Annotated in this window: 17 protein-coding genes; 9 read left to right on the top strand and 8 right to left on the bottom strand. The window is 40.8% G+C overall.

Features of this window, described 5'->3' with window-relative positions; all coding sequences use genetic code 11:
- Positions 1-45: 45 nt before the first annotated feature.
- From ABS766_RS05100 to ABS766_RS05090, 3 genes are all read right to left on the bottom strand, one after another.
- On the bottom strand, positions 46-1,353 hold the full coding sequence (locus ABS766_RS05100) for a sensor histidine kinase (RefSeq protein WP_408084043.1): 1,308 nt from the start codon (positions 1,351-1,353) through the stop codon (positions 46-48).
- Positions 1,350-2,030 carry a response regulator transcription factor gene (locus ABS766_RS05095; protein ID WP_408084042.1) on the bottom strand — a complete coding sequence of 227 codons (681 nt, stop codon included), beginning with the start codon at positions 2,028-2,030 and terminating at the stop codon, positions 1,350-1,352. The genes ABS766_RS05100 and ABS766_RS05095 overlap by 4 nt, the downstream gene beginning before the upstream one ends.
- A gap of 79 nt (positions 2,031-2,109) precedes the next feature.
- Complete coding sequence (locus tag ABS766_RS05090; RefSeq protein ID WP_408084041.1) at positions 2,110-3,708, bottom strand: ABC transporter substrate-binding protein; 1,599 nt, start codon at positions 3,706-3,708, stop codon at positions 2,110-2,112.
- 240 nt (positions 3,709-3,948) lie between these two features.
- On the opposite strand from ABS766_RS05090, the gene gltB reads away from it, so the two are divergent.
- From gltB to ABS766_RS05065, 5 genes are all read left to right on the top strand, one after another.
- Positions 3,949-8,475 (top strand): glutamate synthase large subunit, encoded by a 4,527-nt coding sequence (gltB, locus tag ABS766_RS05085; protein ID WP_408084040.1) that lies wholly within the window; start codon positions 3,949-3,951, stop codon positions 8,473-8,475.
- 44 nt (positions 8,476-8,519) lie between these two features.
- A complete protein-coding gene (locus tag ABS766_RS05080; RefSeq protein ID WP_408084127.1) occupies positions 8,520-10,043 on the top strand; it encodes a glutamate synthase subunit beta in 1,524 nt (507 codons plus the stop codon).
- 196 nt (positions 10,044-10,239) lie between these two features.
- The gene (locus ABS766_RS05075; protein WP_408084039.1) at positions 10,240-10,431 is read left to right on the top strand and encodes a hypothetical protein; all 192 of its coding nucleotides are present in this window, start codon (positions 10,240-10,242) and stop codon (positions 10,429-10,431) included.
- Between the two features lie 100 nt (positions 10,432-10,531).
- Positions 10,532-11,869: a tRNA (N(6)-L-threonylcarbamoyladenosine(37)-C(2))-methylthiotransferase MtaB gene (mtaB, locus tag ABS766_RS05070; protein ID WP_408084038.1), complete on the top strand. Its 1,338-nt coding sequence runs from the start codon at positions 10,532-10,534 to the stop codon at positions 11,867-11,869.
- Between the two features lie 36 nt (positions 11,870-11,905).
- Positions 11,906-12,340 (top strand): hypothetical protein, encoded by a 435-nt coding sequence (locus ABS766_RS05065; protein ID WP_408084037.1) that lies wholly within the window; start codon positions 11,906-11,908, stop codon positions 12,338-12,340.
- Positions 12,341-12,420: 80 nt separating this feature from the next.
- On the opposite strand, the gene ABS766_RS05060 is transcribed toward ABS766_RS05065, so the two are convergent.
- The 5 genes from ABS766_RS05060 to ABS766_RS05040 form a co-directional block, all read right to left on the bottom strand.
- Complete coding sequence (locus ABS766_RS05060) at positions 12,421-13,530, bottom strand: peptidylprolyl isomerase (protein WP_408084036.1); 1,110 nt, start codon at positions 13,528-13,530, stop codon at positions 12,421-12,423.
- Between the two features lie 6 nt (positions 13,531-13,536).
- Complete coding sequence (gene gldI, locus ABS766_RS05055; protein ID WP_408084035.1) at positions 13,537-14,097, bottom strand: gliding motility-associated peptidyl-prolyl isomerase GldI; 561 nt, start codon at positions 14,095-14,097, stop codon at positions 13,537-13,539.
- A gap of 4 nt (positions 14,098-14,101) precedes the next feature.
- Entirely contained in the window at positions 14,102-15,112 is a 1,011-nt protein-coding gene (locus tag ABS766_RS05050) for a DHH family phosphoesterase (protein ID WP_408084126.1), read from the bottom strand.
- A gap of 95 nt (positions 15,113-15,207) precedes the next feature.
- Positions 15,208-15,909, bottom strand: coding sequence for a DUF4919 domain-containing protein (locus ABS766_RS05045; RefSeq protein WP_408084034.1), 702 nt, complete (start codon positions 15,907-15,909; stop codon positions 15,208-15,210).
- 118 nt (positions 15,910-16,027) lie between these two features.
- Complete coding sequence (locus tag ABS766_RS05040; protein ID WP_408084033.1) at positions 16,028-16,696, bottom strand: DUF4919 domain-containing protein; 669 nt, start codon at positions 16,694-16,696, stop codon at positions 16,028-16,030.
- A 132-nt stretch (positions 16,697-16,828) separates the two neighbouring features.
- Between ABS766_RS05040 and guaA the strand changes: the two genes are divergently transcribed.
- The 4 genes from guaA (at position 16,829) to ABS766_RS05020 (ending at position 21,938) form a co-directional block, all read left to right on the top strand.
- The gene (gene guaA / locus ABS766_RS05035; RefSeq protein WP_408084032.1) at positions 16,829-18,358 is read left to right on the top strand and encodes a glutamine-hydrolyzing GMP synthase; all 1,530 of its coding nucleotides are present in this window, start codon (positions 16,829-16,831) and stop codon (positions 18,356-18,358) included.
- Positions 18,359-18,612: 254 nt separating this feature from the next.
- The gene (locus tag ABS766_RS05030) at positions 18,613-19,470 is read left to right on the top strand and encodes a LysM peptidoglycan-binding domain-containing protein (protein ID WP_408084031.1); all 858 of its coding nucleotides are present in this window, start codon (positions 18,613-18,615) and stop codon (positions 19,468-19,470) included.
- A gap of 144 nt (positions 19,471-19,614) precedes the next feature.
- Complete coding sequence (locus ABS766_RS05025) at positions 19,615-19,941, top strand: LysM peptidoglycan-binding domain-containing protein (protein ID WP_408084030.1); 327 nt, start codon at positions 19,615-19,617, stop codon at positions 19,939-19,941.
- Between the two features lie 95 nt (positions 19,942-20,036).
- Complete coding sequence (locus ABS766_RS05020; RefSeq protein WP_408084029.1) at positions 20,037-21,938, top strand: LysM peptidoglycan-binding domain-containing protein; 1,902 nt, start codon at positions 20,037-20,039, stop codon at positions 21,936-21,938.
- Positions 21,939-21,940: the final 2 nt, after the last annotated feature.

Raw genomic sequence — 21,940 nt, 5'->3', positions numbered from 1 at the left:
GTTTTAAAATTATAGTACAAGATTACCACCCAAAACTGGAAACAATTAGGAAAGATGCTGTTTTTCGGGAAAAATAAATGTAAAAGAATGTTGATCAGTAAATGTGTAGTTGATTTTTATATTGTATATCGCCGCAATAGCCTGCACAAGCGCAAGGCCAAGTCCTGTTGACTGCCCGTTGTGGATGTCTCGGTAAAAGCGACGGTAAATAAGAGTTTCATCTAAGGGGTAGCCCTTCCCTGTATTTTGTATCGTAACAGAGGTCGATGTTATGGCAATATCTACCGAGCCGCCTTTATAATTATGTATAATCGCATTTTTTATAAGGTTTGAAAGCAGCGAGATAGCCAGACCCTTGTTTATAGTATAAACCAGCTGTCCTGTGCCGCTTACTGTAATATGTATGCCTTTAAAAACAGCCATATCTTCAAAATCTTCGGCCAGTTGCGCTATAAGGGTATTAAAATTTACTGATTCGCTCTCGGTAAACTGCCTGTTTTCGATTTTAGAGAGCATGAGTAGCGATTTGTTGAGCCGCACCAGCCGTTGCAGGGTATCGGTTATTTTTCCGAGTTCGGCCATCTGTTCTTCTGGTAGTGTATTGTTTTCTGCAAAAAGGTCGAGTTTATTAAGGCTAATGGCAAGGGGTGTCTGTAATTCGTGGCTTGCATTTTCAATAAACTGTTTCTGGCTAGCGTATACCGCCTCGTTGCGTTTCAGCAGTGCTTGGAGTTCTTCAGAAAGCACCCTGAACTCGGTAACTACAGACGGTTCTTTTTCAAAAGTTTTGCCACTCCCCGGACTATACTGTTTTAGCCTGTCCAAAATATTATAAAAAGGTTTCCATGCTTTTTGTACCAAATAACGGTTAAGCAACGCTATACTGGCAACCATCATAATGTACAGGGCTACAAGCGCGGTAAGAAGGTCTTCGAGCAGCTCGTCTTCTTCTACAATACTGGCGCGTATTGTAAGTTTGTATGGTCGTCCCCGCGGGTCGTTAAAAACAGTTTCCAGCAAACGTACGGGTTCATCATCATCATCATACTCCATAAATTCAAAAGTGCTTATAAATTTATCTGAGAAATCATATACGCTGTCTTTGGGCAGTGGAGTTATTTTAAACTGGTTGATGCCAAACTCTCGCGTATTTAACAGTTCGGGGTGGGCGTACATTTCTCTGATGATCTGGATTTTTGAATTTTTGAGGCCGTCGTCTATATTATCATATACCTCCTCTAATATAACGGCATAAAAAAGCCCTGCCCAAACGGCAATTACAGCCAGCAGCGCCACCACCAAGTAGCGTAGCGTATAGTTTTGCAGCGATATGCTTGTGTTTTTTTTACTCATGACTGAGCAATTATTTTATAGCCCATACCATACACCGCCTGAATATCTGCTTCTGCGCCGGCCTCTTTTAATTTTTTGCGGAGGTTTTTTATTTGTGAGTATACAAAATCAAGGCTGTCTGCCTGGTCTGTAAAATCTCCCCATACCGATTCTGCCAATGCGGTTTTGTTAATAAGCCTGCTAGGGTTTACCATAAAATAGTATAGGAGATCAAACTCTTTCCTGTTTAGGGTAAGCGCTGCGCCGTTTATGGTAACATTGCGCATTTCAGGAGAAAGGCTGATGTTGGCGAGGTTTAAATAAGTGTCACCATTGTGGCTGTTCCTGCGTATAGCCGATTTTATGCGCGCATGCAGCTCTGCAAGGTGAAAAGGCTTAGCTAGGTAATCATCTGCCCCCAGGTTGAGCCCGGTAACTTTGTCATCAACCGAATTTTTGGCCGAAATAATAATCAGGGCTTCCTTTTTCTGCATTTCTTTTACTGCCTTTACAAGAGCCAGCCCACTGCCACCGGGCAGCATGATATCTATGAGTACACAATCATAATCATACGCGCCAAGCTTATCTATGCCACTATTATAATCTATAGCGGTTTCTACTATATACCGTTCTTTTTCAAGCGATTGTTTTATGGTTTCCCGTAGCCCGGTTTCATCTTCCACAATTAGTATTTTCATGCTGCAAAATTTTGCGGATATCAAATATACCCATTAGCTCAGCAATGAAAGCAACGAATTTGGAAACATTTAGGAAAACTCATTTTTTCTTAACCCTTTTTAATATTAATGAGTTTAGCGGGTTGATACCCAGCCCCGTTATATTTTTTTGGGTAAAACGTGCCGCCTTATCATAAAAAAGGGGAATAATGGGGGCTTCTTCCATTACCAGTGAATCCATTTTTTTATACAAGGCAAAGCGTTCTTTGTCATTAGTTATATAAAACGCCTGCTCATATAATTTATCAAACTCGGCATTACTAAAGTGGGTATAGTTTGGCCCGCCCGGCGAAAAGTTTTTACTGTAAAAAAGAGAAAGGTAATTCTCGGCATCTGGGTAATCGGCAATCCAGGTTGCCTTAAAAAAAGATGCTTTTCCAGTACTTAATGCCTGCGATAAAGTGGTAGGCGGGTTAACGTCTACTTCAACATGCAGGCCGCATTTTTCCCACTCGCGCTGCAAATATTCGGCAATATCAAGGTAGCTGGCAGTGGTACTCATTTGTATCACCGGATTGATATCGCCGGTTGCTGCTTTATATGCGACAATAAGTTCCTTCGCTCTGGCGGGGTTATATGTATAGCCTTTAGCGCCATAACCACCCAGTCCAGTGGGTATAATGCCGTGCGTAGCGCCTGTACCCATGCCGTTGCGCAGATAGAGTATCATTTTATCGCGGTCAAAGCCATAATTAAGCGCCTGGCGTATGCGTTTATCTTTAACTGCCTTGTTGTCGCCATCCATCCTGAACCCCATATATTCTGTATTCAGGTACGGGCCTGTAATCATGGTTACACTGTTTTGGTATTTGGGTTGCAGCTGGCCTTTCGGGGTTAGTATTTCATCTTTATAACTGGGATCCAACCCGGAAACAAAATCCTGCCTGCCCTGTACAAACTGCAAAAAGCCGCTTTGTTTATCGGGTAAAAATGTAATAGCCACCGCTTCAAGGTAAGGCAGCTGCACCCCTTTTTTATCTTTTTCAAAATATAACGGATTTTTACGCAATACCAGTTTCACATTTTCTTCCCATATTTTAAAATAAAATGGCCCGGTACCAACAGGGTTAGCCCGGAAATCGTTGTCAGGATTTTCAAACGCTTCGTGTGGTACTACCGAGGCATATTTCATGGTAAGCAACCCCAAAAAAGCAGGAAAGGTTTTTTTGAGTTTTATTTCAAATATCGTATCATTTACAGCTTTAAAGTGGTCTACGTTTTGAAGTATCCAGCGCCCGGGTGCGGCAATTTTTTCATCTAAAAGGCGGTTAAGGCTGTAAGTAAAGTCGGTAGCCACAACAATTCGGGTACTATCAGATTTAAAAACAGGGCTTTTATGAAAGTAAACGTCATTACGTAAGGTAAATGTATAGGTAAGCCCATCTTCAGAAATATCCCATTTTTTAGCAATGTCCGGTTTTACATTAAGGCTGTCGTCAAGTTGTACCAGTCCGTTATATAACTGGTTACATACCCATATAGAGGGGCGTATTTTAGCAAAAGCAGGATCCAGCGAATTTACCGCTGCATTTTCGTTATACCGGAATACCAAATTATCTTTTTCGGTACCGGGTGTGTTTTTGCACGAGGTAAAGAATATTATTAAAATGAGAAAAATAAACGTAAATATTTTGGGCATGAAACAGTTATTTAACTTTATAATTACTTTTTGTTATAGATTTAATGATAAAAATGTAATACAATGCTGTTTTTTATGAATTTAATATCTTGTTTGGGGTTTACATTGAATAAAAACAATTGCAAATTAACAAATTTAATACGATTTTATTTGTACCTTATCCCGCCGTTTTTGCAGCGTCTGTTGTATATCCCCAAAACGGTATAAAGATAATTATTTCGCGTAACAAGAATAAGCACTATGAATATAATGCAGGAAGAACAAAAAGGGCTGTATAATCCTAACCACGAGCATGATGCCTGCGGTATTGGTTTTGTGGCTAATATAAAAGGAAGAAAATCTCATAACCATATATCTGATGCATTAACCATTTTAGAGAATTTAGAACACCGGGGAGCCTGTGGCTGCGAAGACAATACAGGCGACGGCGCAGGAATTTCTTTCCAGTTGCCGCATGAGTTTTTGGTGTCGGAATGTGTAAAGATTGGCATAAAGTTGCCAGAAGCAGGCCAGTATGGTGTGGGGATGGTATTTTTTCCTAAAGGGGAGGAATTTATAGAAGAATGTAAAGAAATTTTTGCAGCAGCAGCAGAGCAGCTGGGTCTTGAGATACTGGGCTACCGCAAAGTGCCCATAAACCGTACCGGTATTGGTGACACAGCCCTTAGCGTGGAGCCTGAAATAGAGCAGGTATTTATTAAGCGCCCCGAACTGCTTGCAACTGAGGTTGAGTTTGAACGCAAGCTGTTTGTATTGCGTAATTATGCATCTCATACTATAAACAGTACTTTATATAAAAGCCCTACGGCTTTTTATATAGCTTCGCTATCGGCAGCTACTATAGTATATAAAGGGCAGCTTACCAGTACGCAGGTGCGCCATTATTATCCGGATTTGCAAAATAAGCGTATTACCAGTGCCTATGCCCTGGTACATTCACGTTTTGCTACCAACACATTTCCGTCATGGGCACTTGCACAGCCCTTTCGCTATATTGCGCACAATGGTGAAATAAATACGTTACAGGGTAACCTTAACTGGCTGCGCACCAACGAAAAGAATTTTGCTTCTCCATTTTTTACCGAAGAAGAGATAAACATGCTCCTACCTTTGGTGCCGGGGCGCCAGAGCGATAGCGCCTGCCTGGATAATATGATTGAAATGCTTACGCTGTCCGGCCGTTCACTCCCACACGTTTTAATGATGCTGATACCCGAAGCCTGGGATGAGAATGATGCTGTTGATGCTGATTTGAGGGCATTTTATGAATATCATTCCTGCCTTATGGAGCAATGGGACGGCCCTGCTGCCGTATGCTTCAGCAACGGTAAAATGATAGGCGCCACACTGGACAGGAATGGCCTGCGCCCTATACGCTATACTATTACCAAGGACGACCGTATGGTTCTTTCCTCTGAAACAGGGGTACTGGGCATCCATGCCTCTGAAGTGGTAAAAAAAGGCAGGCTGCGCCCGGGCAAAATGATTGTGGTTGACCTTGAAAAGGGCGAAATTGTTTTTAACGACCCGCTTAAAAAAGAAATCAGTACCCGCCAGCCGTATGCGGAGTGGCTTGAAAAATATAAAATAACAATGAGCTCTATACCGGAGCCATTGGTAACACATACCCCCCTGGCGCACCAGCAGGTGTTCCGTTTCCAGAAGGCTTTTGGTTATACAACTGAGGCTATAGAAGATATTATTATGCCCATGGCGCTGGAGGGTAAAGAGCCCATTGGCTCTATGGGGGTAGATACCCCACTTGCTGTGCTTAGTAAAGAGCCACAACACCTGTCTAACTACTTTAAGCAGTTATTTGCACAGGTTACCAACCCGCCTATAGACCCGATACGCGAAAAACTGGTAATGTCACTTGCCAGCTTTGCAGGCACCAACGGCAATATTTTAGAGGAAGACCCTACAGCGGCGCACTGTATTGTGCTGCGCCACCCGATATTGGACGACCATTACCTGGAAAAGATACGTACTATGGATACAGGTACTTTTCAGAGTAAAACCATACAATGTTATTTCCGTGCCGATGGCGGAGGGGAGGCACTTAAAAAAGCGCTTGACCGTACCTGCCGTTATGCTGCCGATGCTGTGGAAGACGGTTACAGGGTACTTATTTTACAGGACAGGGCCATAGACAGCCGCCATGCGCCTATACCGTCATTACTCTATGCATCGGCAGTGCACCACCACCTGATACGTAAAGGGCTGCGTGGCGAAGTAGGGCTTATTATAGAGGCCGGTGATGTTTGGGAGGTTCACCATGCCGCCTGCCTTATTGCTTTTGGTGCTACGGCAATTAATCCGTATATGGCATTTGCTTCTATAGGCGATAGGCTTAAAGAAGGTTTATGCGATACAACCCTCAGCATTAAAGAATTAAAGAAAAATTATATAAAAGCCCTTAATACAGGGTTGCTTAAGGTATTCTCTAAGATGGGGATATCTACATTCCAGTCCTACCAGGGAGCGCAGATATTTGAAATTCTCGGGCTGAATATGGAGGTGGTAAATCAGTATTTTACCGGGGCTACTTCTAATATTGGCGGATTGGGCTTAGATGGTATTGCCGAAGAAGCCCTGATTAAACACCGTTTTGCTTTCACTAAAAAGCAGATACCTGCTGACAGGCTGCCTGTTGGCGGTGAGTTGCAATGGAAACGTAAAGGGGAATTTCACCTGTTTAACCCGCAAACTATACATTTATTACAGTTGAGCACCCGTACGGGCGACTATAACCTGTTTAAAAAATACAGCAAACTGGTAAACGAACAGGGCGAAAAAGCATGTACGCTGCGTAGCCTGCTGTGTTTTGATAAGCAACAGAAGTCTATTGCTATAGATGAGGTTGAACCTGCCGAAAATATATACAAACGTTTTTCTACCGGGGCTATGAGCTTTGGCTCTATATCTTGGGAGGCACATACTACACTTGCACTTGCCATGAATATTCTGGGAGGTAAAAGCAATACCGGTGAAGGTGGGGAAGACGAGGCCCGTTTTGAACCTCTTGAAAATGGGCACAGTATGCGTTCGGCAATCAAGCAGGTGGCCAGCGGGCGTTTTGGTGTTACCAGCCGCTATTTAACCGAGGCTGATGAATTACAGATAAAAATGGCTCAGGGGGCAAAACCCGGCGAAGGGGGACAGCTACCCGGCGAAAAAGTGGATGACTGGATAGGGCGTACACGCCATGCAACACCGGGTGTAGGGCTTATTTCGCCACCGCCGCACCACGATATTTACTCTATAGAAGATTTGGCGCAACTGATATTCGATTTAAAAAATGCTAATAGAGAAGCACGTATTAGTGTGAAACTGGTAAGTAAGGCGGGTATCGGTACCATAGCGTCGGGGGTTACTAAAGCAAAGGCAGATGTAGTGCTGGTTTCCGGTTTTGACGGGGGTACGGGGGCTTCGCCTTTAAGCTCTATTAAACATGCAGGATTACCATGGGAGCTTGGCCTTGCAGAAACCCATCAGACCTTAATAAAAAATAAACTGCGCCCACGTGTTACCCTACAGGCAGACGGGCAGATGAAAACGGGCCGCGATATTGCTATTGCAGCATTATTAGGCGCTGAAGAATGGGGAGTGGCTACTGCAGCCCTTGTTACAGAAGGTTGTGTATTAATGCGTAAATGCCACCTTAATAGTTGCCCTGTTGGGGTTGCTACGCAGGATAAGGAATTACGTAAGCGCTTTACCGGAGAGGTGGAGTATGTGGTGAACCTGTTTAAATTCCTTACCGAAGAACTGCGTGAAATTATGGCAGAGCTTGGTTTCCGTACCGTTGATGAAATGATAGGCCATGTTGCCAACCTGAAACAGCGCGATGATATTGAATTCTGGAAGCATAAGGATGTAGACCTGAGCCGTATATTGTATGATGAACCGAACCCGGATAACATCAGCCTGTATAAAACCGAGGAGCAGGACCATTTACTGCAGGGTATTTTAGACTGGCAGCTTATTAAAAAAGCCACGCCGGCACTTGATAACGGCGAAAAGGTTTCGGCAGAATTTAAAATACGGAATGTAGACCGTTGTACCGGTACCATGCTAAGCAATGAGATTACAAAAAAGTATAAAAGCGATGGCCTGCCGCAAGACACTATTAACTTTCAGTTTTATGGGTCAGCAGGGCAGAGTTTCGGCGCTTTCGGTGCAAAAGGGCTTACTATGAAGATAGAAGGCGATGCTAACGATTATTTTGGCAAAGGGCTAAGCGGTGCCAAATTAGTGATTAATCCGCCTGCAAATGCCGGGTTTACCCCCGAAGCCAATAGCATTGTGGGTAATACAGGACTTTACGGCGCCACAAGCGGTGAGGCCTACATTAACGGGCGTGCGGGCGAACGTTTTGCCGTGCGTAACTCTGGCGCCAGTGTGGTAGTAGAGGGTGTTGGCGACCACGGTTGCGAATACATGACCGGGGGGCGCGTGGTTATCCTCGGAAAAATAGGCCGCAATTTTGGTGCGGGTATGAGCGGGGGTATTGCATATGTTTATGATACCAACAAAAATTTTGCCGAGCGCTGTAACCCCGAAATGATAGATTTAGAACAATGCAATGCCGCTGACCGTGAAGAACTTTTTGGTATGCTGCAAAAACATTATGATTATACCAACAGCACTACAGCTAATTTTATATTAAAAGACTTTGATAACCAGATAGCAAACTTTGTAAAGGTGTTTCCCAAAGATTATAAAAGGGCACTACAAAAACAGGCAGAAGCAGCAAAGGCAGGATAATTTACCTTTAATGGTTACAGTTTTAGATTAGAGAAATAAAAATGATGAAGCAGGAAAAAATTACAGGATTTAAAGAATATGAACGGGAACTGCCACAAACAGAACCTGTAGATAAACGTATACAGCATTATAAAGAATTTACAGCACCTTATTCGGTAGAGCAATTGCACCAGCAATCAGCACGTTGTATGGACTGTGGTGTGCCGTTTTGCCATAGTGGCTGCCCTCTGGGCAATGTAATTCCCGAATTTAATGATGCAGTTTTTTATGAGCGTTGGGAAGATGCGTATGAAATACTTTCTTCTACCAATAACTTTCCTGAGTTTACGGGCAGGATATGCCCTGCGCCGTGTGAGTCGTCCTGCGTTTTAAATATCAACCGCCCCGCAGTAGCTATAGAAGCTATAGAAAAACATATTATAGAGATAGCTTTTGACAGGGGATTGGTAAAGCCGTTTCAGGTGGAAAACCGTAGCGGTAAAAGTGTAGCTATTATTGGCAGCGGTCCGGCAGGTATGGCAGCGGCAGACCAGTTGAATGCCGCGGGGCACAGCGTCACCGTTTTTGAGAAAGACGATGCAGCAGGTGGCCTGCTACGCTATGGCATACCCGATTTTAAGCTGGAAAAAAATGTAATAGACCGCCGTATTGAACTTATGGAGCAAAGTGGTATAAAATTTACCTACCATGCCCATGTTGGGGTAAATATTTTTATGAGCGACCTGTTGGCCGATTTTGATGCCGTAGTACTGGCCTGTGGCGCTATGGTGCCACGTGATTTAGACTTACCGGGGCGCGATGCCAAAGGTATTTACTATGCTATGGAATTTTTGAAACAGCAAAATAAACGTATTGCAGATAAAGACCCCCTGGCTTATATAAAGCTGGAGAGCAATATAATTGATGAAGAAATTACCGCCAAAGATAAAGATGTAGTAATTATAGGTAGTGGCGATACCGGCAGTGATTGTGTGGGTACAGCCATAAGGCAGGGAGCAAAAAGTGTAACTCAACTGGCACTTATGCACCGCCTTGGCGATGAACGCCCGCCGTATAACCCGTGGCCGGAATACCCCGATGTTTACCGTACATCATCATCTCAGGAGGAGGGGGCTGAAAGACTTTTTGCTACCGCCACCAAAGAATATATAAAAGACAAAAAAGGCAACCTTAAAGCCTTAAAAGTTTCTGATTTGCATTGGGAATTTACACCGGACGGCAAGCGGCTCAAGTCAACTGAAATTGAAGGGACAGAGCGGATCATTCCGTGTGATATGGCGCTGATTTCTATAGGGTTTAGCGGCCCGGAGCAAACCCTTATTGAAAAATATGAGCTTGAAACCGATATCCGTGGCAATGTACTAGCAGATGAAAAAAGTTATAAAACATCGCACCCTAAACTTTTTACCTGTGGCGATATGCGCCGGGGGCAGAGCCTTGTGGTATGGGCCATTACCGAGGGGCGGGAATGTGCCCGCAGTGTAGACAGTTTTTTAGGTAAAGAAACATCGGTACTGCAAAACAGGGATGCCAGCCTGGAGCGTACTGCTTTTAGCCAGGACAGCTAAAATATCTTTATCATAAACACCATTAATCTGCTTAGTGATTTATCTTTATTAAAAGAGCTATAGTTCCATTTAAACCGTAAGTATGGTTTTTAACGGTGGTTAATAATACGTTTTCGTTAAAAAATATACCTAAAACTGGCAATAATATTTACAGAAGGATTTTTTATTACTTATATTTGAAGAAATCTCCAAAATAATGAACACAGAAGAAACAAAAAAAGAAATTGTAAAACTACTGGATACACTTCCTGAAGATACCCTGGAAACTGTATTAGGATACCTTAAAAACGTAGCGTCATCTAACCTTGGTGATGTACAGTTTTCCAGAAGGCTGCGTAAAATTATTGAAGAAGATAAGCAGATGCTTAATAAACTCGGTAATAGTTAATGGCATAAAATTACTTTATTACGCTTAATTATGATTTTATAACTCGTAATAAGTTAGTAACTTTGCGCGCTTATTAGTAAGGCTTTAAGGCTTCAGGATTATGGAAAACAGGAAAAAAGTCGCTTTTTACACGCTGGGTTGCAAACTGAATTTTTCAGAAACCTCTACCATTGCACGTAATTTTCAGGACGAAGGATTTGACAGGGTTGATTTTGAAGACCCTGCGGATATTTATGTAATAAATACCTGTTCGGTTACCGAAAATGCCGATAAGCAATTTAAGCAGATAGTAAAAAAAGCGCTAAAAGCTAATGATAAAGCTTTTGTTGCTGCTGTTGGCTGTTATGCCCAGTTAAAGCCCGAAGAGCTTGCTGCTGTAGACGGGGTAGACCTTGTATTGGGTGCTACCGAAAAATTTAAAATTTCCGATTACATAAATGATTTAAGCAAAAATGATATGGGCGAGGTACATTCCTGCGAAATATCTCAAGCTGATTTTTATGTAGGCAGTTACTCTATTGGCGACCGTACCCGTGCTTTTTTAAAAGTACAGGATGGCTGCGACTATAAATGTACCTATTGCACCATTCCATTAGCGCGTGGCATATCACGTAGTGATACCTTGCAGAATGTGCTAAAAAATGCTGCAGAAATTTCAGCCCAAAATATAAAAGAAATTGTTTTAACAGGGGTAAATATAGGCGATTACGGCAAAGGGGAGTTTGGTAATAAAAAACACGAGCATACTTTTTATGAGCTGGTGCAGGCACTAGATGAGGTACCGGGTATAGAACGCCTGCGAATCTCATCTATAGAACCTAACCTGCTTAAAAATGAGACGATTGAATTTGTAAGCCAAAGCCGCACTTTTGTACCGCATTTCCATATCCCGCTACAAAGTGGCAGCAATGATATTTTAAAATTAATGCGTCGCCGTTACCTTCGTGAGGTATATACAGAAAGGGTGAATAAAATACGTGAGGTAATGCCACATGCCTGTATTGGTGTAGATGTTATTGTTGGGTTTCCCGGAGAAACCGATGAACATTTTCTTGAAACGTATAATTACCTGAACCAGATTGATATAAGCTATCTTCACGTATTTACTTATAGTGAGCGCGATAACACCCCTGCCGCCGAAATGGAGGGTGTAGTACCTATGAATGTACGCAGTAAACGCAGTAAAATGCTGCGGGGGCTTTCGGTTAAAAAGCGACGTGCTTTTTATGAGCAGCAACTGGGCACTACCCGTACGGTACTTTTTGAAGGCGAAAATAAAGAAGGCTACATACACGGTTTTACAGAGAATTATATAAAAGTAAAAACGCCCTGGAACCCGGAACTTGTTAATACCCTGCATCAAATAAACCTTACTAAAATTGATGACGATGGCCTGGTGCGCTTTGATTTTGTGAATGCACCGGAATTTGCCTTATAGGTTTGTATAAATAACTTTTCTTACACATCAAAAAATATGGAAATTAAGTTAAAAAAAGGTATTGGCAACTTGCTGTTTGGTATGAAAGAGGAGGACGTTAAGGGTTTTATGAATACAGCACCCGATAAAAAGTACCAGGATGAAGATGGTAATGTTATTTATCTCTATAATTCTGATAAACTGCGGCTTACGTTTTATAAAGATGAAGACTACAGGCTGGGGTATATTATAACTTCTAAGCCTGATGTGTTGCTTTTTGGAGAAAAAATTATAGGCCGCAATTGGGATACCGTAACCCCTTTACTTAAAAAGCACGGAATAAAATCTTTTGAAACCGATACTATTGATACGGTTGAAACGTATTTTAGTGAAGAAAACTGGGTAGTTTTTCAGTTAGAATTTGGTGAAATAATAAAAGTGGAATACGGCGCTATGATAAATAGTAAAGATGAGTTTATCTGGCACTATTAGAGATAGTTGCAATATTATATAAAAAAATAGGGTTTCACAGCGAAACCCTATTTTTTGTACAAAATGTGAAACATTTTGTGTTAATGTTGCGGTATTGGCATCATTTCAAGTTCAAAAACCAGGTCGGCATTTGGTGGTATGTTGCCCCGCGGTGCGCCTTTTTCTCCATAACCTAAATGAGCCGGGATAAATATAATTGCTTTATCGCCTATTGACATTTGCTCAAGGCCTTCAATAAAGCCAGGTATCATACCCAATTTAGTTCCTGTTTTAAAAGGTATTGGCTTATAGGCCCTTGCAGCATCTTTTTGCGGAATGTAGTTGCCAAGTGCTTTGGCAGTTTCAGCATTGCTGGAATCAAACAAAAAGCCTTCGCCATTATCAAGGTAGCCGGAGTAGTCTACCAGCACCATAGAGCCGGGCATTGGCTTGCCGCCGTTACCTTTTTCTATAATTTTGTAAACCAGCCCGGAGTCTGTTTTGGTACCACTGGCTTTGGCTTCTTTAAAAAAGGCTACTTTTTCTTTTTTCCGTAACGGCACTTCTTCTTCTAATTTCTTTTGCTTTGTAGCTATGGCCTCAAAGTATTCTTTAAATACTTTCTCGGCTTTAAATCTGCGTGCCTCTTTACCCTGGCGGATTATTTTAATGGTATGTATTTCATCGCCCTGCTCTATAGCATTAACCACATCCATGCCATCTACTACATGGCCAAATACAGTATGTATACCGTCTAGGTGGGGTGTAGCCTTATGGGTTATAAAAAACTGGCTGCCATTAGTAGCCGGGCCTGCATTGGCCATAGAGAGTATACCGGCTTTATCATGCTTCAGGTCGGTTATTTCATCTTCAAACTTATATCCCGGCCCACCGTTTCCGGTGCCTTCGGGGTCGCCGGTTTGTATCATAAAATCTTTTATCACCCTGTGGAATTTTACGCCGTCATAAAACGGTTTTCCTTTATACGCATCACTTACCAACTCATTTTTACCTTCGGCAAGCGATATAAAATTAGCCACTGTTATGGGGACTTTGGTGTACTCAAGCTCTAGGGTTATAGTACCTTTGTTAGTTTCTATCTGGGCATAAATCCCGTCTTCGAGCTTAAGGTCTTTGGGTGGGGTTGTTGCAGTATTGCATGAAAAAAACAGCGCCGCAAGGCTAAGAAAAATGCTAGTCATTAGTTTCATTGTTAATTAATTCGCTTGTACTTCTTTTTCGGTTTTAATTTCATTAAGGGTTACAGTGCAGATAAGGGGTTCATTAAAGCCAATTTTTTTGTTGTCTCCATGGTAGCCATACCCCATATTGCTGGGAAAAAGAAAAGTTACCTTTTCTCCTTCGTTCATAAGTTTGATACCATCGCGCAGCCCCATCATTATGTTTTCTTTATCTACATAATATACTTGTGGCCTTAGTTCTTCTTTAGTATAAATAACATTGCCTTTAATATCTTTAACTTCATAGTCAAAAAAAGCCACATCACCGCGTTTTGGGCGCAGGGTATCTATATTGTTTTCAATTTCATAAAAATACCAATAGCCTTTATCTGAGGCATAATATTTTATCTCGGGCGTACTTTTCATGATAGAATCTATCTGAAGCTCTTCGCTTGCCACCAGTTTTTTATTACGCTCTATAGACTCTTTTAAAAATGTGCCCGAACTATGCGATACCGGCTTGCGGGCCTGCTGTTGAGAGCAGGCGGTAAGCGCTATTGCTATGCTAAAACCCAAGGCAAATAAAACCTTCTTCATATCATCATTCAATTTTAGTGGTTGCTAAAGTAGCAATAAATTTTTGTATTGTAACTTCTAACGGATCAGTACTTTTACCACCGGCAGCATTAATATGCCCGCCGCCGTTATAATGTTCGCGCGCAAACCGGTTTACATCAAAACTGCCTTTAGAGCGAAATGATATTTTTACAATACCTTCTTCCTTATTTTCAATAAAGAAAGCAGTAAACACAATATCTTTCATACTCAGGCCATAATTTACTATACCTTCGGTATCACCTTTTTTGTTGCCAAAACCATCCAGTTCCTGTTGTGTTAGGCTTGTGTATGATGTTTTAAACTCCGGAAGCACTTTCATGTTCTGCAAAGCCCTTGCCAAAATTTGTATGCGGTTATGAGAATGGTTATCAAACAGTAAACTATGTATATGGCTATTATCAATACCAAGGTCTATAAAGCGGGCTGCCACGCGGTGGGTGGTACCGGTAGTAAGCGGGTAGCGAAAGGAGCCGGAGTCTGTAACAATGCCTGTGTACAGGCAGGTGCCTATGGTTTTATCTATAACAGCTTCTTTACCAAGTGCTGTTATAAAATGATATACCATTTCGCAGGTTGAACCATATCCCGTATCAGAAAAAGTTACTATAGCATAGTCGGCCGGCTGCTGGTGGTGGTCTATCATAATAATGGGCGCAGTTACAGCCTGCAAGGTATTGCCCATAGCATCTCCGGTACGGTTAAATGTGTTAAAATCAAGTGTAAAAACAATATCAGTTTCTTTTAAAAGCTTTGTACAGTTATCTGTATCACCTTCAAAGTTTTTTATTGTTTCGGCGCCAGGCATCCAGGCTAAAAAGTCAGGTAATTCGTTTGGGGTTATTACTACAGGATTGTGCCCTGTTTTTAAAAGAAAATGGTAAAGTCCTAAAGATGATCCTATTGCGTCTCCATCAGGATTTCGGTGTGTGGTTATTACAATGTTTTTAGGGGTAGCCAGCAATTGTAATGCCTTCTCAATATCGTCGTTTTTCATCATTTTGCGAATTTACGCCTTTTTTTATTTGCCTGTTTACGGCACATAAATAAAAATCTTTCTGTGAAAAACGATGCAATACCTTAAATAGTATACTAAAAATTAGTATTATCGGTTACGCCAGTTTTGGTATCAGTAATGGTTATGCCTGTTGTATTAAAAAATAACCCCTCAAGCTGGTAAGCGTTTTCATCAAGTACAAGGTAATCATATTTTCCTGCTGCGGTATAAGCATCTCCCGGGGTGGTAAAGCCTAAAACCTCTATTAATTCGTATTCGTTTTTAAGGTCTATTATATAAATACTTTTATCCTGTGTAGTGCCGTCTCCAGAGCTTAGCATGGCATCGATAAGTATTTCAGATTGTGCGTGTTCTTTGGCAGCCATTTCATACAATCCCAATTCTTTAAGGCAATATTCCCTGTATTTTTTTACACTGATACTAAATGGGTAGGCCTGCAATACTACGCCGGTATAAGTTATTACATCTTCGTAGTCTTTTTTTGTAGGGTTTGGCTGATGCAGTATTTCACGCAATTTTTCTTCGGTTTGGGCAAGTCTTTCAGGTGTTTTTACTGTGGTAAAAGCCAGGCCATAATACAGGTGCCTGCGCTCCTCAATAGTCATGCTGGTATCTGCACGATTATACCTTTCAAAAAGTGTAGTATAAAAATACGGTGAATTTTCTGCTTTTATATTTTTTGCGATTGCGGTAAAATCAGGTTTTTTTGTAAGCTGCTCCTGCGCACTGGTACCTAGTACTATAAAGGCTGCCAATAAAATAAATATCTTCTTCATGATGCAGTAATTTTTGCTGTTGATTCAAAATTACACATCAGTTGCCTTAACTTTATCTTAATTAAGAGCGTGTTAGTATAAATATACCATTACTTTAACAGGAATAATAGCAGTAAGGTTAAAATTTCATAGAATTGATACTTCGGCTTATATCAAAATAAAAACCTTCTATTCCATAAGCGTTTTCTGCCAATTCCAGGTAATCATATTTATTTTCTATGAGCGATTGCTTACCGCCAAACTCAAACCCGATTATGCTTATTACCTCATATTCATTTCCAACCGTTATTACATAAAAGCAATTCTCAATGCTTGTGCCGTCGCCGGTGCTCAAAATGGCATCCAGTATCATTCCCATTTTATTAGCAGTATCCTCCGCTTCCTTATTTCGGTTAAGCTCCTCATAAAAAAACAACTTATAGTTCAGCATTTGTAAGCTAAAAGGGTCTTCTTTTAGTACTTTGTCAATTAAGCCCAGGGCTTTTTCCTTTTCGGTATCATCCAAATTTTCTTTATCCATCAGCTTGTTAAGTTCATCTTTAGCGTCAGGGGTACTGTATGGTGAATACGCATCGGTAAAAGAATAGCCATAATACACGTGCCTTTTTTCTTCAAGCGTCATTGTGGTGTCAGCTTTGGTAAAGCGGTCAAACAATTTTTCAAAAAAATACGGCGAGTTTTTATCCTTTATATTCTTTTCTATTGTTTTATAATCGGGTTTGGTAAAATCCTGTGCAAAAATACACAGTGGGCAAAGCAATAAAAGCAGCAGAATTATTTTTTTCATAAACAGTTGGTTTTAAGCTAAGATATAAAATAATAAATATGTTTGTACGGGGGATATGACAAATATTTCGATACTTAAAAAAATCCCTTAAAACTACATTTTCAAATTCCAATATTATAGCTATTTTTGCGCATGCAACACAACGTACTTATTTTAGACTTCGGTTCGCAATACACACAGCTTATTGCGCGCAGGGTTCGCGAGTTAAATATTTTTTGCGAAATTTTCCCTTACAACAGCATCCCGGCTGATTTAACATCATATAAAGCGGTTATCCTTTCCGGAAGCCCGTTTTCTGTCCGGGCAGAAGATGCGCCACATCCTGATCTGAGCCTTATTCGTGGCAAGCTGCCCTTGCTGGCAGTATGTTACGGTGCACAGTACCTTGCCCATTTTAACGGCGGGGCTGTGGCGCCAAGTAATATCAGGGAATATGGCCGTGCCAACCTTACCTATATAAAAGAGGGTGAAGCCTTTTTTGATGGTGTTTCGGCACACAGCCAGGTATGGATGAGCCATAGCGACACCATAAAGCAGCTGCCAACCGGTGGCGTTGTTTTGGCCAGTACTGCAGATGTTGAAAATGCCGCTTACAAAATTGAAGGCGAGACTACGTATGCCATACAGTTTCACCCGGAAGTATACCATTCAACCGACGGCAGGCAAATGCTGGAAAACTTTTTGGTTAAAATAGCCGAAGTGCCGCAAAACTTTACACCTGATACCTTTGTTGAGGATATTGTAGCGGAACTGAAGTTAAAAATACAGGATGATAAAGTAGTTTTGGGCCTTAGCGGTGGGGTAGACTCTACCGTGGCTGCTGTGCTGCTTAATAAAGCCATTGGCGATAACCTGTACTGCATATTTGTAAATAACGGCCTGCTGCGCAAAAATGAGTTTGAAAGCGTATTGCACCAGTATAAAGATATGGGTCTTAATGTAAAAGGCGTTGATGCTACCGACCGTTTTATGGCCGCGCTTGCCGGTATTGAAGACCCGGAACTAAAACGTAAAGCCATTGGCCGTGTTTTTATTGAGGTTTTTGATGACGAAGCCCATCTGCTTACCGATGTAAAATGGCTGGCACAGGGCACAATATATCCCGATGTTATTGAGTCAATTTCCGTTAAGGGGCCATCGGCAACTATAAAATCGCACCACAATGTAGGTGGCCTGCCCGATTTTATGAAATTACAGGTTGTAGAGCCACTTCGTATGTTGTTTAAAGATGAGGTACGCAGGGTAGGGGCCACATTGGGTATTGACCCTGAACTTTTAGGCAGGCACCCATTCCCCGGGCCAGGCCTTTCTATAAGAATATTAGGTGATATAACACTGGAAAAAGTACGTATACTACAAGAGGTAGATGATATATTTATTAAAGGCCTTAAAGAACACGGACTATACAATAGTGTATGGCAGGCCGGAGCAATACTGTTGCCTGTAAACAGTGTTGGAGTTATGGGAGATGAGCGTACGTATGAAAAAGTGGTGGCACTGCGCGCTGTAGAAAGTACTGATGGTATGACAGCCGACTGGGTACATTTGCCCTATGATTTCCTACAGAAAGTAAGTAACAAGATAATTAATAATGTAAAAGGAGTAAACCGTGTGGTATATGATATCAGCTCAAAGCCACCGGCCACTATAGAGTGGGAGTAGTTTCTGCTCATTTCATAATTTATTATTTATATAAGGGCCGGATTTTATATTCCGGTCCTTTCTTTTTTAGTAATAGGTTTAATTAAAATTTAACTATTTGTTAACTTAGCTGTGGTTTTATAGTTTTTAAATGTTTTTTTATTAAAATAGCTGCTATTTTTTAGGTAATAAATTAATTATCATAGAGATATAGTGATTTTTCAAATTATTTATTTAATTTTAAGTGTCCCAAAATTTAAAGTTTACTTTTAACTATGAGAAAAAAATTACTCGTTATATATTCAATGCTGTTGATGGCTGGCACTGCTTTTTGCCAACAGAGTGTAAAGGGTTTTAGTAAAATTGATGAAGCCGTAGGAGAGAAAATTGTAATGCATAACGTAGCCATGGGCGAAACAGTAATGTTGGTGGCAAAAAAATATAAAATGACCCCAAGGGACATTTATGATTATAACCCGGATGCTGTAAATGGTATAAGTGCCAATACATCATTAAGAATTCCACTACACAGGCAAAAGGATTTTAAGGTGGAGAAAAAAGAACCTATTCCTATACTGGCGCTTCCTAAAACGGAAGCCATAGCTTATAATGGCATAAAAAAAAGTACTTATACTGATAGTAAAGAAGAAGAGTATGATGCTGCGCCGGCTGTATTACAACCGGAGGAAGTGTATGAGCCAAAAGAGCCTGTTCATGCAGTTGTAAATGAAGAGCCAAAGCCTGAAAACATAAGTACAGGCATATCGCAATCGTTGCTACATCAGGTTACACCGGGCGAAACGTTATACAGCCTTTCTGTAAGGTATAAAGTAACTTTAGACGAATTAAAAGCACAAAACAGTAGCTTAGAGAGCCAAGGCCTCCGTGCAGGTGAAACAATACGTATACCTGTAAAAACGCCTGCTGCCAACACAGTAGCCCAAAACATAAATACTGATACAATTGGAGAAGGTACTATAGCACACAAAGTACAACAAGGCGAAACATTAACTGGACTTGCACGTAAATATAATACTACTATACAGGATATTACCCAATCAAACAAAACCCAACTTAGGCGTGGTTTACAGGCAGGCCAGGTTTTAACTATAAAAACTAATGCATCTAACTAAACCAATACTGCCTGGTATTTGGAAACCTGCTTTTTTAAGCAGGTTTTTTTTAACATTATTTTTCGAATAATATTTAAGTTTTAAATAATTTTTATATATATTTACGGTTGTAAAAATTTGTGTAACATTAATGTAATCAGATATATGAAGAGGAAAATGATACTACTTGCAGGGATTTTTGTTTTTGGATTTATTTCAAATATAAATGCCCAACAGGCTGCCGACAGCCTTGCTACACCTACAATAGCAGATGTAATGAACCACAGGGTTGAACAGGGTGAAACGGTAATGCTGATATGTAAAAAATATCTTGTACAACCTAAAGATGTATATGCTATTAACCCAAGTGCTGTTAATGGCATTTCTCCAAACACAATACTGCATATACCTGTAGATAAAAGCCTGATATCAAGAAAAGAACTCGAAAACAGGCTTAAGCCTAAAAAAAGGGCTTTAACAGCAAACAGGTAAACCGGCAGGGCTTTAACGTAATTTTATAAATTTATATAATATTAAGTCGTTACAAAAGTTAACTTTGTAACGGCTTAACTGTTTAAAAATATTATATGCGATACCTGCTCATTTTATTGTTTTTTCTTACCGTAGGCACAGCTTATGCCCAGGATTACGTAAAGTATAATGTACAAAAAGGGGAAACTGTTATAAGCATAGCAAAAAAAAACAAAATAACGCCTTATGACATTTACAGGCTAAACCCTGATGCCAGAAACGGCATAAACGAAGGCGCTACCCTTTTACTGCCAAAGCCCGGTTCACAACCTGTGGCAGCACCCAAAAAAGAGCAGCCTACCAAAGTAGCCAATATAATTCATGAGGTGCAACCTAAAGAAACGCTGTACAGCATTTCAAAAAAATACGATGTAACCATTCCTGAGCTTGAAAAAGCCAATGCCGATAAGCTTAAAGAAGGCCTTAAGGCTGGAGAACAGCTTATTATACCTATCAAAGGCAGTGGCGTGGCAGCGCAGATTGATATTGCAGAGAAGAAGGATGAAGGTAAAAATGTTGATCCATATATATACCACACCGTTGAACAGGGAGAAACCAAGTACGGTATTGCCAAGCAATATAATATCAGCCTGCAGTTGCTGGAAGAGTTAAATCCCGAGGTGGTAGAGGTATTACCTTTGGGGTATAAGCTTAAGTTGATAAAAAAATCGGCTATAACCGAAGATATTCACGGCGTGGGCCAGCCCGAATATGTTACCTATGTGGTTAAGCCTAAAGAAACATTTTACAGCCTTTCAAAAGTTACCGGCCTTACCGAAGAAAAAATACTTGAAATGAACCCGGCTGCCAAAGAGGGACTAAAGGAAGGTATGACCCTTATTTTTCCTTCCGGCACACAATTAGAACTTGTAAGCACCCCTAAAAAAAGAAGTTTGCTGGATAGCCTTTATAAAGAAAATTCAAAAGAACTGGTTATACTGCTTCCCTTTAATGCAGATAAAATAACCAGCGATACACTGCGGTCAGAAAAATTGCGTACCGACCAGTTACTAAACCTTACGCTCGATTTTTATGCCGGGGCGCTTATGGCTATAGATTCTGCCAAAACACTGGGCTTACCATTAAAGGTAAAAATACTCGATTCAGGCGAAGCTAAAAATTCAGGTTACAGCCTCCTTTCTTCTTTAAGCAATACAGATGCCGTTGTAGGTCCGTTTTTTCCGGTTAACGTAGAAAGCACTGCAGCATTGCTTTCATCTAAAAAAATTCCGGTAATATCGCCGCTTTCTAAAGAGTTAGGCAAGCCCTATGCAAATGTATACCAGTCAGTACCTACAGATGAAACCCTTAAAAAGGCAATGCTGGAATATTTAAAAGCTACCAAAGGCAATGTTATAGCCATTGTAGATCCTAAAAAGGCAAGCTCAAAACAGTTCATATTACAAAACTATCCTACAATAAAGTTTTTACCCTTAAATGCTGATGGCAACCTTAACCTGGCTTCTTTAACAGCAATGATGGATAGAAACAAAACAAACTATGTATTGCTAGAAACTGAAAAAGCGGGCACAATGCTAAGTGTGACCAAAGCACTCACCGAAGCACAGGGTACCTATAATATTCAGCTGGCGGTACTGGAGCGTAACCAGACTTTTGATTTTGATGAGGTACCGCTTGACAGGCTAAAAGCCCTTAAAATGCTTTATCCGTCAATTTCAAAAAGTAATGACTCCCCGGAGGCCGAGCAGTTTAGAAAAGCTTTTAAAGAAAAAAACAATATAATGCCTAACCAGTTTGCCGTGCGTGGTTTTGATATTACATTTGATACTATACTGAGGTTGTTCCAGCAACAGCCATTTCAGGATATTATGGCAAGGGCAGCTTCAGAACAGCTGAATAACAAATTTGTATACATAACCGAAAACGGAAGCAATTATAACCGCGGTGTTTACATACTACAGTATGATGAAGGGTATACCATTAAAACAGTACAGTAAAA

It is taken from the genome of Flavobacterium rhizosphaerae (genome assembly GCF_046000445.1).
Lineage (GTDB): Bacteria > Bacteroidota > Bacteroidia > Flavobacteriales > Flavobacteriaceae > Flavobacterium > Flavobacterium rhizosphaerae.
This window is presented reverse-complemented; position numbering and strand designations above follow the sequence as displayed.

Bases quoted from the DNA above. Each gene is read 5' to 3' on its own strand.
- ABS766_RS05080 (WP_408084127.1), top strand. From the start codon at position 8,520: ATGAAGCAGGAAAAAATTACAGGATTTAAAGAATATGAACGGGAACTG.
- ABS766_RS05090 (WP_408084041.1), bottom strand. From the start codon at position 3,708: ATGCCCAAAATATTTACGTTTATTTTTCTCATTTTAATAATATTCTTT.
- ABS766_RS05065 (WP_408084037.1), top strand. From the start codon at position 11,906: ATGGAAATTAAGTTAAAAAAAGGTATTGGCAACTTGCTGTTTGGTATG.
- gltB (WP_408084040.1), top strand. From the start codon at position 3,949: ATGAATATAATGCAGGAAGAACAAAAAGGGCTGTATAATCCTAACCAC.
- gldI (WP_408084035.1), bottom strand. From the start codon at position 14,097: ATGAAGAAGGTTTTATTTGCCTTGGGTTTTAGCATAGCAATAGCGCTT.
- ABS766_RS05025 (WP_408084030.1), top strand. From the start codon at position 19,615: ATGAAGAGGAAAATGATACTACTTGCAGGGATTTTTGTTTTTGGATTT.
- guaA (WP_408084032.1), top strand. From the start codon at position 16,829: ATGCAACACAACGTACTTATTTTAGACTTCGGTTCGCAATACACACAG.
- ABS766_RS05040 (WP_408084033.1), bottom strand. From the start codon at position 16,696: ATGAAAAAAATAATTCTGCTGCTTTTATTGCTTTGCCCACTGTGTATT.
- mtaB (WP_408084038.1), top strand. From the start codon at position 10,532: ATGGAAAACAGGAAAAAAGTCGCTTTTTACACGCTGGGTTGCAAACTG.
- ABS766_RS05060 (WP_408084036.1), bottom strand. From the start codon at position 13,530: ATGAAACTAATGACTAGCATTTTTCTTAGCCTTGCGGCGCTGTTTTTT.
- ABS766_RS05045 (WP_408084034.1), bottom strand. From the start codon at position 15,909: ATGAAGAAGATATTTATTTTATTGGCAGCCTTTATAGTACTAGGTACC.
- ABS766_RS05095 (WP_408084042.1), bottom strand. From the start codon at position 2,030: ATGAAAATACTAATTGTGGAAGATGAAACCGGGCTACGGGAAACCATA.
- ABS766_RS05075 (WP_408084039.1), top strand. From the start codon at position 10,240: ATGAACACAGAAGAAACAAAAAAAGAAATTGTAAAACTACTGGATACA.
- ABS766_RS05100 (WP_408084043.1), bottom strand. From the start codon at position 1,353: ATGAGTAAAAAAAACACAAGCATATCGCTGCAAAACTATACGCTACGC.
- ABS766_RS05050 (WP_408084126.1), bottom strand. From the start codon at position 15,112: ATGAAAAACGACGATATTGAGAAGGCATTACAATTGCTGGCTACCCCT.
- ABS766_RS05020 (WP_408084029.1), top strand. From the start codon at position 20,037: ATGCGATACCTGCTCATTTTATTGTTTTTTCTTACCGTAGGCACAGCT.
- ABS766_RS05030 (WP_408084031.1), top strand. From the start codon at position 18,613: ATGAGAAAAAAATTACTCGTTATATATTCAATGCTGTTGATGGCTGGC.